Source organism: Glutamicibacter sp. FR1 (assembly GCF_047300825.1).
Classification (GTDB): Bacteria; Actinomycetota; Actinomycetes; order Actinomycetales; family Micrococcaceae; genus Glutamicibacter; species Glutamicibacter nicotianae.
The window spans coordinates 1,324,817-1,341,373 of sequence record NZ_CP178602.1 but is presented as its reverse complement, the minus strand read 5'-3'; the positions used below and the strand labels follow the sequence as shown (position 1 = coordinate 1,341,373).

The following is a 16,557-nucleotide window of genomic DNA, read 5'->3' as shown; positions in this document are numbered from 1 at the left end:
GAAGATCCACATGGAATTCTACACGAGATAGAAACAGATTGCTCATGCATTACTTGGCTAATTAACCGGGCTAGGCCTTGCCCATGCGCTTGCGCAGGGCATCAACCCGCTTGATCACCAGCGGACGCCAGGTCGCCACCGCTGCCACTAGGAACAACAGCAAGGCCATCGGCACCACCAGGATGACCGGGATGAAGGCGATGGACACCACTGAGACAGCAATCACGGCAGCCCAGAGGTACAGCAGGATCACCGACTGGCGCACCGAATGTCCCTGGGCCAGCATCCGGTGGTGGATGTGCTTGGCGTCCGGTGAAAAGGGTGAGCGTTTGTTGGCCAGCCTGCGGAAGACCGAGAGCACAAGGTCCAGAACTGGTAGGAAGACGATGACCATCGGCAGCAGCATCGGCATGTAGGCAGGGATGTTGCGGAAGCGCCGGGCCTCCAGCCCCTGCACATCCCCGGTCACCGCGATCGCGGCCACCGACAGGATCATGCCGATGGCCAGCACCCCGGTCTCCCCCATGAAGATATTCGCCGGGTTGAAGTTGTGCGGCAGGAAGCCCAGGCAGGCGCCGAGCAGCAGGGCGCAGAGCAGCGCCCCGATATTCGCGTAGTCATCCGCGCTCACATGCGTGGCCAGCACATAGGAATACACGAAGAAGGTCGCCGCGCCAATTGTGGCCAGGCCCGCGGCCAGGCCGTCGAGCCCATCAGAGAAATTGATCGCGTTCATGGTCAGCACGATCAGGAACACCGTCACCGCGATCTGCAGCCACGGCTCATCGATCTGCCACGAACCGACCGGCAGCGACTGGATGACGATTCCGTGGGTGGCGATCAGCCAGCCGATCAGGATCTGCCCGGCGAGCTTCAGCCACCACTTCAAGTCGTACATGTCATCGGCCAGACCCATGAGCACGATGACGCCCAGCGCGTAGGCGATGCCGCGGATGGCTTCGTCATTGCCGAAAACCCCGCGGAAGAAATGGAAATTGCTCGCGAGCCATAATCCTGCGGCGAATGCGGCGATGATTGCCAGCCCGCCGAACTTCACGATCGGCTTTTCATGCTGGTCGCGTTCGCGCACCAGCTGGTTCCCGGTAAAGCGCTGGCCGAGCGTGCGCACGATCGGCGTGAGCAGGAACGAGACCGTAAAGCTGAACGCTATGAGCAGGACATATGTTCTCATGCGCCGGTTTCCGGTGCGTCCTGTCCCAAATCGAGAATTCCAGGGACAACCACGCGCAATTCCTCAATGGAAATTGCGCCCGAGCGGACTACCTGCAGGTGCGCACCGGTGCAATCGATGATGGTCGAGGGCAGGACTTCTTCGCCGGCCGCACCGCGCGGACCGCCGTCGAGGTACACGTCCACCGACTCGCCCAGCTGGGCGATGGCCTGCTCGACATCCAGCGCCGCCGCGTTGCCGGTGCGGTTGGCCGAGGACACTGCCAGCGGGCCGGTCTGGCCCAGCAGTTCCAGGGCGGTGTCATCGTTGGGCACGCGCAGCGCAACGGTGCCGCGGGTCTCCCCCAGATCCCAGGTCAGCGACGGCTGGGCGTGCAGGATCAGGGTCAGGCCGCCCGGCCAGAAGGCTTCGGCCAGCTTCCGGGCTTCCTTTGGGATGTCCCGGGCCAGCCCGTCCATGGTGGCGGTCTGGGCAATCAGCACCGGTGGCGGCATGGTACGGCTGCGGCCCTTGGCCGCCAGCAGCATCGCTACGCCCTGGGCGCTGAAGGCATCGGCGCCAATCCCGTAGACGGTATCTGTGGGCAAGACGATGCAGCGCTTGTCCGCCAGTGCGGCCTTGGCTGCGGCGATGCCGTCAGCGTGTTCCTGCTCGTTGCTTACCGAAAATATTGTGCTCACGGGATCATTCTTTCATGCACTGGTGTGTCGTTTGGTTATTGGGGCGCGTAGCCGGATGTGGCGCGGGCGCGCCCGGTGAGGTCCTGGTGGCCGGCAACCTGCGTGAACCCTGCTTCGCGCAGCATCGCCGCCGCGCTCTCGCGCTGCACTTCGGCGTGTTCCATCACGTACCAGCCGCCGGGACGCAGCAGCTTCAGGGCCTGGGCTGTGACGACACGCGGGACCTGCAGCCCATCCTTCCCCAGCCCGTACAACGCCATCTCCGGGTCGTGCTCGCGCACCTCGACCTCGCGCGGCACCGCATTCGGCGGGATATACGGCGGATTGGAGATCACCAGGTCCATGGTGGCGTCCAGCTGGGCGGGCACCTGCGTGGCGTCCCGGTGCAGCACGGTGACCCCGTGGGGTTCGCAGTTGGCCCGGGTGTAGCCGATAGCATCATCCGAGAGCTCCACGGCCCAGACGCTGGCCGCCGGCACCTCGCTGGCCAGGGCCGCGGCAATGGCGCCGGAACCCGAGCATAAGTCGATGCACCGCGGGCTGCCGATCCCGTGGGCCGCCAGGAAATCAAGGCCCAGCTGCACCACGGTTTCGGTTTCCGGCCGAGGGGTGAAGACCCCCGGCCCGACCTTCAGTTCCAGGTAGCGGAAGTAGGCGATGCCGGTCAGGTGCTGCAGCGGGATGCGGGTGCGCCGGGCTGCCACCAGCTCGGTGAACTGCTCCCGGTGCGCCGGCTGAAGGCCGTCGCCGCGCAGCTCGCGCAGCTTCAGCTGCGCGCGGTCGATGCCCAGCACATGGCAGAGCAGCAGATCGGCGTCGACGCCGGGGCTTGGCACCCCGGCGTCGGTCAGCGCCGCAATCGCCTGGCGGCGTACGGCAGATAGTTCTTCCAAGGCGCAGTTACTCGCCCAGCGCAGCTAGGCGCTCTTCCTCGTCCATCTGGATGCAGGAGTCGACCACCGGCTGCAGGTCGCCGTCCATCACGGCATCCAGGTTGTAGGCCTTGTACCCGGTGCGGTGATCCGCAATGCGGTTCTCCGGGTAGTTGTAGGTGCGGATGCGCTCGGAACGGTCCATGGTGCGGATCTGGCTGGCGCGCTGCGCAGAGTTCTCGGCGTCGATCTGTTCCTGCTGGTGGGCCAGCAGGCGCGAACGCAGCACGCGCATGGCGGCTTCGCGGTTCTGGATCTGCGACTTCTCGTTCTGCATGGCCACCACGATGCCGGTGGGCAGGTGGGTGATGCGCACGGCGGAGTCGGTGGTGTTCACCGACTGCCCGCCGGGGCCCGAGGAACGGTAGACGTCGATCTTCAAATCATTCTGGTGGATATCGACTTCTTCGGGCTCGTCCACTTCGGGCAGCACCAGCACGCCGGCGGCCGAGGTGTGGATGCGGCCCTGGGATTCGGTGACCGGCACGCGCTGCACGCGGTGCACGCCGCCCTCGAACTTCAGCTGGGCGTAGACACCTTCTGCCGGGTCGTTGGAGTTGCCCTTGATGGCCACCTGCGCGTCCTTGTAGCCGCCGAGGTCGGACTCGTTGTAGGAGATCATCTCGACCTTCCAGCCCTTGTGCTCGGCGAAGCGGGTGTACATGCGCAGCAGGTCCGCGGCGAACAGCGCCGCTTCGTCGCCGCCTTCGCCGCCCTTGACTTCGAGGATCACGTTGCGGCCGTCGTTCTCGTCGCGCGGGATCAGCAGGCGGCGCAGCTTCTCCTCCAGCGCCGGCAGCTCGGCGGTCAGGGTTTCGACCTCTTCGGCGAAGTCCGGATCCTCGTCGGCCATTTCCTTGGCGGCTTCCAGGTCCTCGGTGGCGGTGTTCCACTTGTTGTAGGCTTCGACGATGCCGTTCAGCTGGGCCGAACGGCGGCCGAGCTTGCGGGCCAGCGCCTGGTCGGCGTACACCGCTGGATCCGAGAGCTGCGCCTGGATGGCTGCATGCTCTTCTAGTAGCGACTTGACGGACTCGAACATGGTGGTGTGCTTCCTTGTTGGCGTTTTCCGCGCAGTGCCGGCGCTTGCTGCGTTCCTAGGCACTGCTGGAATTCAATTCTAGACGCTGCGCCGGCGGTCACCGGCGTGCGAGGTGTCACTACGCGCCGATGGCGTCCAGCCAGCTGCCGAGGTGGCAAGCTGGCTGGACGCCATGGCGGTGGATGGTGCTAATCCTTGTTTGGAGTGGTCTTGTTGACCAGCATCAGGAATTCCGCGTTGGACTGGGTCTCGCGGATCTTCCCGGTGAGCACCTCCAGTGCCTGCTGCGGATCGATGCCCGAGAGCATGCGCCGCAGGCGCCACATGATGCGCACCTCTTCGGCACTCATCAGCTGCTCTTCGCGGCGGGTCGAGGATGCGTTGACATCCACCGCAGGGAAGATGCGCTTCTCGGCCAGCTGGCGCGAGAGGCGAAGCTCCATGTTGCCGGTGCCCTTGAATTCCTCGAAGATGACCTCGTCCATCTTGGATCCGGTCTCCACCAGGGCGGTGGCCAGGATGGTCAGCGAGCCGCCGTTCTCGATGTTGCGGGCGGCACCGAAGAAGCGCTTGGGCGGGTACAGCGCCGCCGAGTCCACGCCGCCGGAGAGGATGCGGCCCGAGGCAGGGGCGGCCAGGTTGTAGGCGCGGCCCAGGCGGGTCATCGAGTCCAGCAGGACCACGACATCCATGCCCATTTCCACCAGGCGCTTGGCGCGCTCGATGGCCAGCTCGGCCACGGTGGTGTGGTCATCTGCCGGGCGGTCGAAGGTCGAGGCGATGACCTCGCCCTTGACCGTGCGCTGCATGTCGGTGACTTCTTCGGGACGCTCGTCGACCAGCACCATCATCAGGTGCACCTCTGGGTTGTTGGTTGTGATGGCGTTCGCGATGGACTGCAGGATCAGCGTCTTGCCGGCCTTTGGAGGCGAGACGATCAGGCCGCGCTGGCCCTTGCCGATCGGTGCGACCAGGTCGATGACGCGTGGGCCGACCAGCTTCGGGTCGGTTTCCAGGCGCAGGCGCTCGGTCGGGTACAGCGGCACGAGCTTGTTGAACTCGACGCGTTCCTTGTTGTCTTCCGGCTTCTTGCCGTTCACGGAAGTCAGCTGCACCAGGGCGTTGAACTTCTGGCGCGGGTTCGGGGTCTCGCCCTCGCGCGGCTGGCGGATGGCGCCGACGATGGCGTCGCCCTTGCGCAGGTTGTACTTCTTGACCTGTCCCAGGGTGACGTAGACGTCGTTCGGGCCGGGAAGGTAGCCGGAGGTGCGGACAAACGCGTAGTTCTCCAGCACGTCCAGGATGCCGGCGATCGGCAGCACGACATCGTCTTCGCTCAGCTGCGGCTCGTCGTCGTCGCGGCGGTTGCGGCGGTTGCGGTTGTTCCGGTCGTTGTTGCGCTCACGGCGGTTGTTCCGGTCATTGCGGTCATTGTTGCGCTCGCGGCGTTCACGGCGGTCATTGCGCTCGCTGCGTTCAGAACGCTCCTCGGTGTTCTCCGAGTCGTTCGAGTCGTTGTTGCGATCATTGCGATCGTTGTTGCGATCATTGCGATCGTTGTTGCGATCACGGCGGTTGTTCCGGTCATTGCGCTCGTTGTTGCGCTCGCGGCGCTCTTCGCGGCGGTCGGTGCGCTCTTCGGCGTTCTCCGAATCGGCGGCGTCATTGCGCTCGTTGTTGCGCTCGCGGCGGTTGCCACGCTCACGGCGGCTGCCGCGCTCGCGGCGGTCTTCGCGTGCTTCGCCGTTGTTCTCGGTGTTCTCTGCCGGAGCCTCGGCTGGCTCGGCGCCCTGTTCTGCAGGCTGCTCAGCTGGCTTGCTGCTGCGCGAGTTGCGGCGCTGGCGCGGGGCCTTGGCTTCCTCGGCTGGAGCCTGCTTCTCGGCAGGTGCTTCGGCGGCTGCTTCCTTGGTTTCGGCAGCAGCGGCAACCTTGCCGGAGTCGGTCACGCGGCGCGAGGTGCGGCGTGCGCGAGCAGGCTTTTCCGCCGGTGCTTCGGCAGCTGCGGCGGTTTCCGGCGCGGCGGCGGTATCGGTCTCGGCCTGCTCCTTGGCTGCGGCCTTCGGGGCGCGGCGTGCGCGGGCCTTGGTTTCCTTGGCCGGCTCGGCGGCGGCTTCTGCCTTGACTGCAGGTGCTTCGGCCTTGGCCGACTTCGCTTCCTGCGCGGCCTTGGCTTCCTGCGCTGCCTTGGCGTCCTTGGCGGCAACGGAGCCACCGCGCTGGTGGTCGCCGATGGCCTTGACCAGATCAGCCTTGCGCATGCGCGACCCGCCGGTAATTCCCAGCTGGGAAGCCAACTGCTGCAGCTGGGTCATCTTCAAAGAGGCCAGACCGGCACTCTTATTTTCGGAAGTCTTGGTGTCCACGCCTTCGGTGAGGCTCGTGGTTTCGGTCACGAAAGTTCCTTCTGACTCGTAGGATGGGCCGCTTCAGGCAGGCCCACTATGCCGTAAATGATGTTCCGTAGCCGAAGATTTCGTGGCTACTTCACTTTCTCCCCGCAAGATAGCCCAGAATTCGGAGCAAAACTGCGGTGGATTAAAGAAACTGATATCGCCTGGGCACGAAGACGTACCTGGATGCGGGATATCAAAGGTGCTGCGAACTGCAGGGAAATCCGGAGCGGCTGGAGGGATGAAATGGGGTTCAAGAACCGAATTTATCCGCATCAACACTGGCCACAAATGATTCGGACCGGGCTACTGCCCAGCGATCCGGCCTGCCATGGTGTTACAGCACTTCTACTGTAACACCGTTAGAGGCAAGCTTGGGAACTTCAGCACGCCAAGACACTGAAGAACTCGCAGAAAATTCGTTGATCACCGCTTGCACGGCAGCTACCTGGTCCTCGCTGGATACCAGGGTCATCACCGTTGGGCCGGCACCGGAAACCACTGCGGCCAATCCGGCATCGCGCAGCTTGGCAATCAGTGCGGCGCTTTGCGGCATGGCCGCAGCCCGGTAATCCTGGTGCAGGTAGTCCTTGGTGCCGCCAAGCAGCTGGCTTGGGTCATTGCTCAAAGCGTGGATCAGCAAGGCGGCACTAGCGCTGTTCGCCGCGGCCACCGCATGCTCGATGTGCGAGGGCAGTGCACCACGGGCCACTTCGGTGGACAGCCCGTTGGAAGGGATGGCCAGCACCGCACGCAGATCCGGGTGCAATGGCACCTGCACGGAGCTGAAGCTGCCATCGGGATTCGTGGCAGAAATGCTCAAACCGCCAAAGACCGCAGGGGCCACATTATCCGGGTGGCCTTCCCACGCGGCCGCGGCCTGGAAGATTGATTCGGTTCCACGACGTGCCGCTGCTGGCAGCAGCGCGTCGGCCGCAGCATAGGCGGCAACGATCGCCGCTGCGGACGAGCCCATGCCCCGAGCATGCGGAATGCGGTTATGCGCCACCAGTTCCACGCCTACCGGGGCGAAGCCGGCGTCTTTCCAGTAGCGGTGCATTTCCTGGATGATCAGGTGGGATTCATCGCGTGGCAGCTCATCGGCCCCGTCACCGAAAATCTCGACGCGGCTGGAGTGCGCGGTGCCCACCTCAAGGCGGTCGCGGTATTCCAGGGCCAGGCCCAGCGAATCGAAGCCGGGACCGAGGTTGGCGGAGGTGGCCGGAGGGGAAACGATCAACTTCTGGCCCAGGGCGATCTGCTGCGTCATGGTTCCTTCAAGATTTCGGTGCGATAGATGATGGATGCACAACGGCCCGCCACGGCCGGCTCCCCCGTTTCCGGGAGAGCCATTGGCGCGGCGGGCCGTTGGCTGGCCAGAAGAATTCTGGCCGAAGGCGTTTAGGCCAGGCCCAGGGCGCCGGCGACCTCGACTACGTCGAAGGCCACCTTCTTTGGTGCGACGTCCGAGCCGTCGGCCTGCTTCAGGGCCCAGTCCGGGTCCTTCAGGCCGTGGCCGGTTACGGTGATCACGATCTTCTTGCCGGTGGGCACGTTGCCGGCGGCGTGGTGCTTGAGCAGTCCGGCGACGCCGGCTGCCGAGGCGGGTTCCACGAACACGCCTTCGCGCGACGAGAGCCAGCGGTGCGCGGCGAGAATTTCCTCATCGGTGACCGAGTCGATCTGGCCGCCGGACTCGTCGCGGGCTGCTTCGGCCTGTTCCCAGGAAGCCGGGTTGCCGATGCGGATCGCGGTGGCGATGGTGTCCGGTTCGGTGATCGGGTGCCCGGCAACAATCGGAGCGGCGCCAGCTGCCTGGAAGCCCCACATGATCGGGTTCTTGGTGGATACCGGTTCGAGGACCTTGCCGGCCTCGTTGGTCCACGGCGTGGAGTACTCCTTGTAGCCCTTCCAGTACGCGGTGATGTTGCCCGCGTTGCCTACCGGCAGCAGGTGGTAGTCAGGTGCATCGCCCAGGAAGTCCACGACCTCGAAGGCGCCGGTCTTCTGGCCCTGGATACGCGCAGGGTTCACCGAATTGACCAGGAATACCGGGTAGTTCTCGCTGAGCTTGCGGGCGACCTCAAGGCAGTTATCGAAGTTGCCGTCGATCTGGATGATGTCTGCGCCGTGGGCGATCGCCTGGGACATCTTGCCCATGGAGATCTTGCCGTCCGGTACCAGCACGGCGCACTTCAGGCCGGCCTGGGTGGCGTAGGCCGCGGCCGAAGCCGAGGTGTTGCCGGTGGAGGCGCAGACCACTGCCTTCGCGCCGGCGGCGACCGCAGCGGTCATCGCCATGGTCATGCCGCGGTCCTTGAAGGAGCCGGTCGGGTTCATGCCCTCGACCTTCAGGTACACCTCGTTGCCGGTATGGGCCGACAGCGCCGGTGCGTAGACCAACGGGGTGCCGCCCTCGCCGAGCGTGATGACCTTGGTGTTTTCGTCGACTGGCAGGCGATCGGCGTATTCGCGGATCACTCCGCGCCACTGGTGAGCCACGTTAGTTTCCTTCAACTCGCATAACGGATAGTACACAGTGCACCGCGTCCAGCGCGGTGAGCGCCTCGACGGTGCTGGCCAGGGCAGCTTCGGTGCCCTGGTGGGTCAGGATGCGCAGCTGCGCGCCGGCCTCGGCGTCGACCTGCTGGCTCATCGACTCGATGGAGACCCCGTGCTCGCCGAAGACGGTGGCGATGGCCGCCAGCACGCCCGGCTGGTCCTTGACCGACAGTCCGATCCAGTAGCGGGTGTCGATGGCTTCGAAGTCCAGCATCCTCGGGGCCTGGCTGACCGAGCCGTTGGGCAGCGGCGCTCCAGCGGCGATCTGCCGGGCCACGGCGACGACGTCGCCCATCACCGCCGAGGCGGTCGGGTTGCCGCCCGCGCCTGCGCCGTAGAACATCAGGTCCCCGGCGTTCTCGGCCTCGACGAACACCGCGTTGAACGCGCCGTGCACGGTGGCCAGCGGGTGGCTGCGGCGCACCAGCGCCGGGTAGACGCGCACCGAGATCCCGGCTTCTGTGCGTTCGGCGATGGCCAGCAGCTTGATCACGTAGCCGGCGGCGGATGCGGCCGCGACATCGGCGGCGGTGACCTCGGTGATGCCCTGGGTCCAGACCTGATCCGAGGACACGGTGGTGTGGAAGGCCAGCGAGGCCAGGATGGCCGCCTTCGCGGCGGCGTCGTGCCCGCCTACGTCGGCGGTCGGATCGGCTTCGGCATAGCCCAGCGCCTGGGCTTCGGCCAGCACGTCGTCGAACGCGGCACCGGTGGTGTCCATCGCGTCGAGGATGAAGTTGGTGGTGCCGTTGACGATGCCCATCACCTTGGTGATGTGGTCGCCCGCCAACGAGTCGGCGATCGGGCGCAGGATCGGGATGGCCCCGGCCACCGCCGCCTCGTAGCGCAACTGCGCGCCGTTGGCGGCGGCCAGCGCGTTCAGCTCGGCGCCCTTGAGCGCGATCAGCGCCTTGTTGCCGGTGATGACGCTGGCGCCCTTGGACAGCGCGGCGGCGATGTATTCGCCGGCCGGTTCCATGCCGCCGAGCAGCTCGATGACCACATCGGCCTGGGCGATCAGCCCGGGAGCGTCGGTGGTGAAAAGCTCCTGGGGCAGCGCCGCATCGCGTTTGGCATGCAGGTTGCGCACGGCAATGCCGATCAGCTGCAGGCCGGCGCCCGAGCGGGCGGCCAGTTCATTCGCATCTTCCAGCAGGATCCGGGCCACCTGGGCCCCAACGGTGCCGCAACCCAGCAGGGCTACCTTCAGGTTCTTTTCGCCGCTCAATTAAACTCCCATGTCGCGGGCCAACAAGTCTGTTTCCGTTTCCCTGCGCACGATCAGGCGGGCTTGGCCATCGCGTACAGCTGCCACCGCGGGACGGGTGAGGTAGTTGTAGTTGCTCGACAACGCCCAGCAGTAGGCGCCGGTGGCCGGAACGGCGAGCAAATCGCCGGCCGCCACGTCCTCGGGCAGGTAAACGTCCTTCACGACTATGTCACCTGACTCGCAATGTTTCCCAACTACACGAGAAATAATTGCGTCGCTTTGCGTCATACGGCTGGCCAGCACGGCGGTGTATTGCGCGTCGTAGAGCACCGGGCGGGGATTATCGCTCATGCCGCCATCCACCGAAATATAACGGCGCGGGAACAGTGCTCCGGTGGAGTCCTCCACCTGGACGTCCTTGCGCACGCCGGCCTCGTAGAGGGTGAAGGTGGTCGGGCCGACGATGGCTCGTCCCGGCTCGATGGAGATGCGCGGGCAGTCCAGGGCCAGTGCCTTGCAGGTCGCGGTGACGACCTCCGCCATTTGGCCGGCCAGCTTCGCAGGGGTCGAGGGGTGGTCCTCGGAGGTGTAGGCGATGCCGTAGCCGCCGCCGAGATCCAGTTCGGGCAAGCTCACGCCGTGAATTTCGCGGATCTGCGCCAGCAAGCCGAGCATGGTGCGAGCAACCATGGCAAAGCCTTCGGCTTCGAAGATCTGCGAGCCGATGTGCGCGTGCAGGCCCAAGAGGTTCACGTTCTGCGCTTCAAGGGCGCGGGCTACCGCGCGCAATGCCGGCGAGGTGCCGGTGGCATCAGCAAGGATCGACAGTCCGAACTTCTGGTCCTCGTGGGCAGTGGCGATGGCCTCATGGGTGGAGGCGTGCACGCCCGGGGTGATGCGCAGCATTACTTCTGCCTTCAGGCCTAGCCCATCGGCCAGCGAGATCACACGGTCCAGCTCATCGAGCGAGTCGATGACAATGCGTCCGACGCCCATTTCCAGGCCCCGGGTGATTTCGGCCTTGGACTTGTTGTTGCCGTGCAGCGAGAGGTTTTCCGCCGGGACGTTGGCGGCCTTGGCCACGGCCAGTTCGCCGCCGGAGCAGGTGTCCAGGCGCAGCCCTTCTTCGGTCACCCAGCGGGCGACCTCGGTGCAGACAAAGGCCTTGCCGGCGTAGTAGACGTCGACTCCCCCGCACAGGTCCTTGAAGGCCTCATCGAAGGCGGTCTTGAAACCGCGGGCGCGGGCGCGGAAGTCGTTTTCGTCCAGCACGAACAGCGGGGTGCCGAATTCCTCGGCGAGCGCGCTGACCGTGATGCCCTGGACAGACAGTTCGCCGCTAGCTTCGCGGGAAACCCCCGAAGCCCACTCGATCTGACGAAGCGCGTTGATGTTTTCCGGGAAGTGCAGCCATTGCGGGGCTAGCGGCGATACGGCCATAGGGTCTTACATCCTCTCTGGGGCGGAAACGCCCAGCAGTTCCAATCCATTTGCCAAGACGGTGGTGGCGGCGTCGTTCAGCCACAGGCGGGTGCCGTGCACCGGTGCGACTGCTTCATCTTCGCCCATCGGGGTGATGCGGGTGGCGGCGTACCACGAGTGGTAGGCGCCGGCGACCTGCTCCAGGTAGCGGGCGATGCGGTGCGGTTCGCGGAATTCAGCGGCGCCGGCAACCACCGACGGGAACTGGCCGAGCACTGCCAGCAGCTCGTTTTCGGTGGCGTCGGTCAGCAGCGCGGCGTCGAACTCATCGCGGGTCACGCCCTTGGCGGCGGCATTGCGGGCTGCGGCGGCCGAGCGCGCGTGGGCGTACTGCACGTAGAACACCGGGTTGTCATTGGTGTTCTTCTTCAGCTGCTCCGGGTCCAGTGCGATCGGCGAATCGGCCGGGAAACGGGCCAGCGAGTAGCGCAGCGCGTCGGCGCCGATCCAGTTGATCAGGTCGCGCAGCTCGATGATGTTGCCGGCGCGCTTGGACAGCTTGGCTCCGTTGACCGAAATCAACTGGCCGATCAGTACCTCGATGTTCTTTTCCTTGTCATCGCCAGCGCACGCGGCAATGGCCTTCAGGCGGTTGACGTAGCCGTGGTGGTCGGCGCCGAGCAGGTAGATCTTCTCTTCGAAGCCGCGGTCCTTCTTGGACAGGTAGTAGGCGGCGTCCGCGGCGAAGTAGGTAGGCTCGCCGTTGGCGCGGATCAGCACGCGGTCCTTGTCATCGCCGAAGTCGGTGGTGCGCAGCCAGACGGCGCCTTCCAAATCGAAGATGTGGCCCTGTTCGCGCAGGCGTGCCACGGCGTCAGCTACGGCACCGCCCTCATGCAAGGTGGTTTCTGAGAAGAACACGTCGAAGCTGACGCCGAAGTCGGCCAGGGTCTTCTTGATGTCTTCGAGCTGTGCCTTGTAGGCGGCTTCGCGCAAGGCCGGGATGGCTTCGGCTTCGTCCAGGTCCTTCAGGCCAGGGTTTTCGGCGAGAACGATCTCGCCCAGTTCCTTGATGTATTCGCCGGGGTAGCCGCCCTCGGGCACCGGCAGGCCGTGGATGCGGTTGTACACCGAGCGGGCAAAGACGTTCATCTGGTTGCCGGCATCGTTGATGTAGTACTCGCTGGTCACGCTAGCGCCGGAGGCACGCAGGACACGCGAGATCGCATCGCCCAGGGCGGCCCAGCGGGTGTGGCCGATATGCAGTGGTCCGGTGGGGTTCGCCGAGACGAACTCCATGTTCACCACGTGGCCGGCCAGGGCCTGGTTGTTGCCGTAGGCGGCTCCGGCCTCGACGATGGTGCGAGCCAGTTCGCCGGCGGCGCCAGCTTCGAGGGTGATATTCAGGAAGCCTGGACCTGCGATGTCCACGGCGCCGACTCCTGGAACTTCGGCAAGGCGTCGGGCAAGGATCTGCGCGAAGTCGCGCGGTGCCATGCCGGCCTTCTTGCCCAGCTGCAGCGCGATGTTGGTTGCCCAGTCACCGTGCTCACGGCTCTTGGGACGGTCGACACGCACGGTGTCTGGAACCTCAACGGAGATTTCACCAGCGGCGACGGCTTCGGTAAGGCATGCGGATATTGCTGCGGAGAGTTCTTCAGGAGTCACCGTTCAAGAATACCGGTAATTGCACTGCTTATTTAGCATTCATGACTCCGCCAAGGCTGTGAGACTTGCCGGGTTCGGTGACTTTTACAACACATCACAGCCCGGCTGCTCGAATTGCGCAGATCAGCACACCACCTGATAGTATTTTTTCTGTTGCCCGGCAACACGCCTCTGTAGCTCAGTGGATAGAGCGTCTGCCTCCGGAGCAGAAGGTCGAAGGTTCGATTCCTTTCAGGGGCACCAGCAAATTGCAGGTCTGGTTTATCCGGACCTGCAATTTTTTTATTTCCCCAGCGGTGTGATCTTCCACCGCAGATCAGCTAAACACTGGCGGTTCTCGCCCAGCTGGTGGTTATCTTGGGGCATGACCGATTCAACGCAGGCCCACCCGGATGAGCCACACGATCAGAACTTCGCCGAACGCCTGAACTGGCTCCGCGCCGGGGTGCTCGGCGCGAATGACGGCATCGTTTCGGTAGCCGCCACAGTGGTTGGCGTCGCCGGCGTCACCAACCACACCGCCCCCATCTTCACTGCCGGAATGGCCGCGGTCATCGGCGGAGCCATCTCGATGGCCCTGGGTGAATATGTTTCGGTCAGCAGCCAACGTGATTCGCAGCGAGCCCTGGTTGAAAAGGAGCGCCAAGAACTCCGTGACGATCCCGACGCGGAGCTCGCTGAGCTTGCCGGGATCTACGAGGCCAAGGGATTGAGCCAGCACACCGCGATGCAGGTAGCCACCGAGCTGACCGAGCATGATGCGTTGGCAGCACATTTGTCCGCTGAGCTAAATATCGATGAAGAAGAAGTCGTCAATCCTTGGCATGCCGCCTATGCATCGGCGGCGTCCTTCATTGTCGGCGCCATCTTGCCCATGCTGGCGATCTTGCTGCCGCCGGAACAGATCCGCATTCCGGTGACCTTTGCCGCGGTACTCGTAGCCCTCGCTCTTACCGGGACGCTTGGCGCCTACATCGGCGGAAGCTCCAAACGCGTGGCAGCACTGCGCCTGGTCATCGGCGGTGCCCTGGCCTTGGCCGCGACCTTCGCCATCGGCTCACTGCTTGGCTCCAGCGGAATTATCTAGCCCACGAACTCCGGCCTGGGAAACTATTCATGGACACCCCATCGATAACTTTTGCTGAAGCGACACCACAGGATTCGAAGCACGTCCAGCGCGCTGCGAAAATCTGGGCGCAGGCTGCGGCCCAACGCGATCACAAGCCCCTGCCTTTCGACGGCAGCCAAGCACTGGCCGGCGTCGAGCGTCGCTTGGCCTTGCCTGGTGCCAGGCTCGTGGTCGCATCCGAGGACGGGGTTCCAGCAGGATTTACCCTCTGCTCACCGCAAGATGGCTATCTGGAGATCTACTACGTCGCTGTTGCGCCGGATTTCTGGGGACAGGGCGTGGCACGCGAACTCTTGGCCGAAGTGGACCACTTCGCGCATAAGGCCGGTTCCCACGATTTGCGTCTATGGGCCATCGCCGATAATTCACGGGCCATCAAGCTGTATCAGGCCAACGGCTACCGTCCTACTGGTGAAGAACACAGGGATGAAGCTTCGGGACGAGTGGAAATCCTGTTGTCCAAGACACTGCGCTAAAACCCTGGCTTAAAAACAGCAAGGGCTTTGCCGCCCCCTCGGATCGGCAAAGCCCTTGATACTGGGCAATTCAGCTACTGCAGCATGGTCTTGTCATCGAGCTGCGCGCCCTTGATCTTGCTGAATTCGTCGAGCAAGTCCTGGACGGTCATCCTGGACTTCTCTTCCTGGTTCAAATCCAGGATGATCTGCCCGTCGTGCATCATGATCAGCCGGGTGCCCAGCTGCAATGCCTGCTCCATATTGTGCGTGACCATCAACGTGGTCAGCTGGTGGCGTTCGACAATTTCCTTGGTCAAGCGCGAGACCAGCGCCGCACGCTGCGGATCCAGGGCCGCGGTGTGCTCATCGAGCAGCAGGATCTTCGGCTTGGAGAAGGTGGCCATCAGCAGGCTCAGCGCCTGGCGCTGGCCGCCGGAGAGCAGGCCCACCTTCGTCTTCAGTCGCCCTTCCAGGCCGAGCTCCAGGGACTTCAGCTCCTCGACGAACAGCTCGCGGCGCTTGGAGCCCACGCCCAGGCCCAGTCCGCGGAAACGGCCGCGGGCGTAGGCCAGCGCCATGTTCTCCTCGATGGACATGGTCGGTGCGGTGCCGGCCATCGGGTCCTGGAACACCCGGCCGATGTACTTGGCGCGGGAGTAGTCGGCCATCTTGGTGACATTCTTGCCCGCAATGGACACCGAGCCGGTATCCGGCTGCAGCTTGCCGGCGACCATGTTCAGCACGGTGGACTTGCCGGCGCCGTTGGAACCGATGACCGTGACGAATTCGCCGTCCGAGAGGTTCAGGTTGATATTGCGCAGCGCCTTGCGCTCGTTGACGGTTCCCGGGAAGAAGGTGCGGGACAGGTTCTTGATCTCAAGCATTGGTGCGAACCTCTTCCTTGGATTCGGTGACGGACGCCGGGGTGCGCTTGAAGGACTTCACGATCTTCTGGAAGCCCTTCCACTTCGGCAGCAGCAGGGCAACGACCACGAGGACCGCGGAGATCAGCTTCATGTCGTTGACCTCCAATCCGGCCGACAGGGCCAGCTGGATGACCAGGCGGTAGATCACGGCGCCGAAGACCACCGCAATGGCGGCCAGCCAGATGTAGCGCTGGGTGAAAATCGCCTGGCCGACGATGACCGAGGCCAGGCCGATCAGGATCAGGCCGATGCCCATGCCGATGTCGGCGAAGCCCTGGTACTGGGCGATGACCGCGCCGGAGAGCGCCACCAGGCCGTTGGACAGCGCCAGGCCCAGGATCTTCTGGTTATCGGTGCTTACGCCGAAGGAGCGGATCATCTCCTGGTTGTCGCCGGTGGCGCGCATGGCCATGCCCAGTTCGGTGTGCAGGAACCAGACGATTGCCGCGACGAAGACCAAGCAGGCGCCGAAGAGGATCGCCACCGAAGCGGCCGAGCCGAGGATGCCGGCGGCCCGCATCGGGCTGATCAGCGTTTCCTCGCCGAGCAAGGGGGTATTGGCCTTGCCCATGATGCGCAGGTTGACCGAGTACAGCGCGATCATGGTCAGGATGCCGGCGAGCAGGCCGTCAATCTTGCCCTTGGTATGCAGCAGGCCGGTAATGACACCGGCAACCATGCCGGCGAAGAAGGCCAGCACGGTGGCCAGCCAGGGATTCATCCCGTTCACGATGCCGACCGAGGCGACGGCTGCACCGGTGGTGAAGCTGCCGTCGACGGTCAGGTCGGGAAAGTCCAGGATGCGGAAGGTCAGGTACACCCCGAGCGCCATGATGGCGTAGATCAGGCCGAGTTCAACCGCTGTGATCATGTGTGGATCCTTGAGTTGTAAGTTTTTTGCGAGTTATCACGACGAAAGGCGAGGCATCAGGTTATGCGCCTCGCC

14 protein-coding genes and 1 tRNA gene are annotated in these 16,557 nt (G+C 64.4%); 3 read left to right on the top strand and 12 right to left on the bottom strand.

From position 1 onward, the window contains the following. Positions 1-70: 70 nt before the first annotated feature. From ACLQ8T_RS06600 to argS, 10 genes are all read right to left on the bottom strand, one after another. Positions 71-1,192 (bottom strand): MraY family glycosyltransferase, encoded by a 1,122-nt coding sequence (locus ACLQ8T_RS06600; protein ID WP_413456118.1) that lies wholly within the window; start codon positions 1,190-1,192, stop codon positions 71-73. Beyond that, positions 1,189-1,872, bottom strand: a complete 684-nt coding sequence (locus ACLQ8T_RS06595) for an L-threonylcarbamoyladenylate synthase (RefSeq protein ID WP_413456117.1) — start codon at positions 1,870-1,872, stop codon at positions 1,189-1,191. The genes ACLQ8T_RS06600 and ACLQ8T_RS06595 overlap by 4 nt, the downstream gene beginning before the upstream one ends. 35 nt (positions 1,873-1,907) lie before the next feature. After that, positions 1,908-2,765, bottom strand: coding sequence for a peptide chain release factor N(5)-glutamine methyltransferase (gene prmC, locus ACLQ8T_RS06590; RefSeq protein WP_413456116.1), 858 nt, complete (start codon positions 2,763-2,765; stop codon positions 1,908-1,910). A 7-nt stretch (positions 2,766-2,772) separates the two neighbouring features. Beyond that, positions 2,773-3,846 carry a peptide chain release factor 1 gene (prfA, locus tag ACLQ8T_RS06585; protein WP_038990452.1) on the bottom strand — a complete coding sequence of 358 codons (1,074 nt, stop codon included), beginning with the start codon at positions 3,844-3,846 and terminating at the stop codon, positions 2,773-2,775. Between the two features lie 188 nt (positions 3,847-4,034). Next, positions 4,035-6,239, bottom strand: coding sequence for a transcription termination factor Rho (gene rho, locus ACLQ8T_RS06580; protein WP_413456115.1), 2,205 nt, complete (start codon positions 6,237-6,239; stop codon positions 4,035-4,037). A gap of 334 nt (positions 6,240-6,573) precedes the next feature. Further along, on the bottom strand, positions 6,574-7,506 hold the full coding sequence (gene thrB, locus ACLQ8T_RS06575; protein WP_413456114.1) for a homoserine kinase: 933 nt from the start codon (positions 7,504-7,506) through the stop codon (positions 6,574-6,576). A gap of 131 nt (positions 7,507-7,637) precedes the next feature. After that, positions 7,638-8,738 (bottom strand): threonine synthase, encoded by a 1,101-nt coding sequence (gene thrC, locus ACLQ8T_RS06570; protein ID WP_413456113.1) that lies wholly within the window; start codon positions 8,736-8,738, stop codon positions 7,638-7,640. A gap of 1 nt (position 8,739) precedes the next feature. Next, on the bottom strand, positions 8,740-10,026 hold the full coding sequence (locus ACLQ8T_RS06565) for a homoserine dehydrogenase (protein WP_413456112.1): 1,287 nt from the start codon (positions 10,024-10,026) through the stop codon (positions 8,740-8,742). Next, positions 10,027-11,448, bottom strand: coding sequence for a diaminopimelate decarboxylase (gene lysA, locus ACLQ8T_RS06560; protein WP_413456111.1), 1,422 nt, complete (start codon positions 11,446-11,448; stop codon positions 10,027-10,029). A gap of 6 nt (positions 11,449-11,454) precedes the next feature. Then, positions 11,455-13,098: an arginine--tRNA ligase gene (argS, locus tag ACLQ8T_RS06555; RefSeq protein ID WP_413456110.1), complete on the bottom strand. Its 1,644-nt coding sequence runs from the start codon at positions 13,096-13,098 to the stop codon at positions 11,455-11,457. A 167-nt stretch (positions 13,099-13,265) separates the two neighbouring features. Here argS and ACLQ8T_RS06550 point away from each other — a divergent pair. The 3 genes from ACLQ8T_RS06550 to ACLQ8T_RS06540 all read left to right on the top strand — a co-directional run bounded on the left by ACLQ8T_RS06550 (position 13,266) and on the right by ACLQ8T_RS06540 (position 14,703). Next, a tRNA-Arg gene (locus ACLQ8T_RS06550) sits at positions 13,266-13,341 on the top strand. A gap of 121 nt (positions 13,342-13,462) precedes the next feature. Further along, entirely contained in the window at positions 13,463-14,185 is a 723-nt protein-coding gene (locus ACLQ8T_RS06545) for a VIT family protein (RefSeq protein WP_061952444.1), read from the top strand. Positions 14,186-14,214: 29 nt separating this feature from the next. Continuing rightward, the gene (locus tag ACLQ8T_RS06540) at positions 14,215-14,703 is read left to right on the top strand and encodes a GNAT family N-acetyltransferase (protein WP_413456109.1); all 489 of its coding nucleotides are present in this window, start codon (positions 14,215-14,217) and stop codon (positions 14,701-14,703) included. A 74-nt stretch (positions 14,704-14,777) separates the two neighbouring features. On the opposite strand, the gene ACLQ8T_RS06535 is transcribed toward ACLQ8T_RS06540, so the two are convergent. Both ACLQ8T_RS06535 and ACLQ8T_RS06530 read right to left on the bottom strand, forming a co-directional pair. Then, the gene (locus ACLQ8T_RS06535) at positions 14,778-15,569 is read right to left on the bottom strand and encodes an ABC transporter ATP-binding protein (protein WP_038990443.1); all 792 of its coding nucleotides are present in this window, start codon (positions 15,567-15,569) and stop codon (positions 14,778-14,780) included. Continuing rightward, on the bottom strand, positions 15,562-16,482 hold the full coding sequence (locus ACLQ8T_RS06530; protein ID WP_413456108.1) for an ABC transporter permease: 921 nt from the start codon (positions 16,480-16,482) through the stop codon (positions 15,562-15,564). The genes ACLQ8T_RS06535 and ACLQ8T_RS06530 overlap by 8 nt, the downstream gene beginning before the upstream one ends. Positions 16,483-16,557 lie beyond the last annotated feature (75 nt).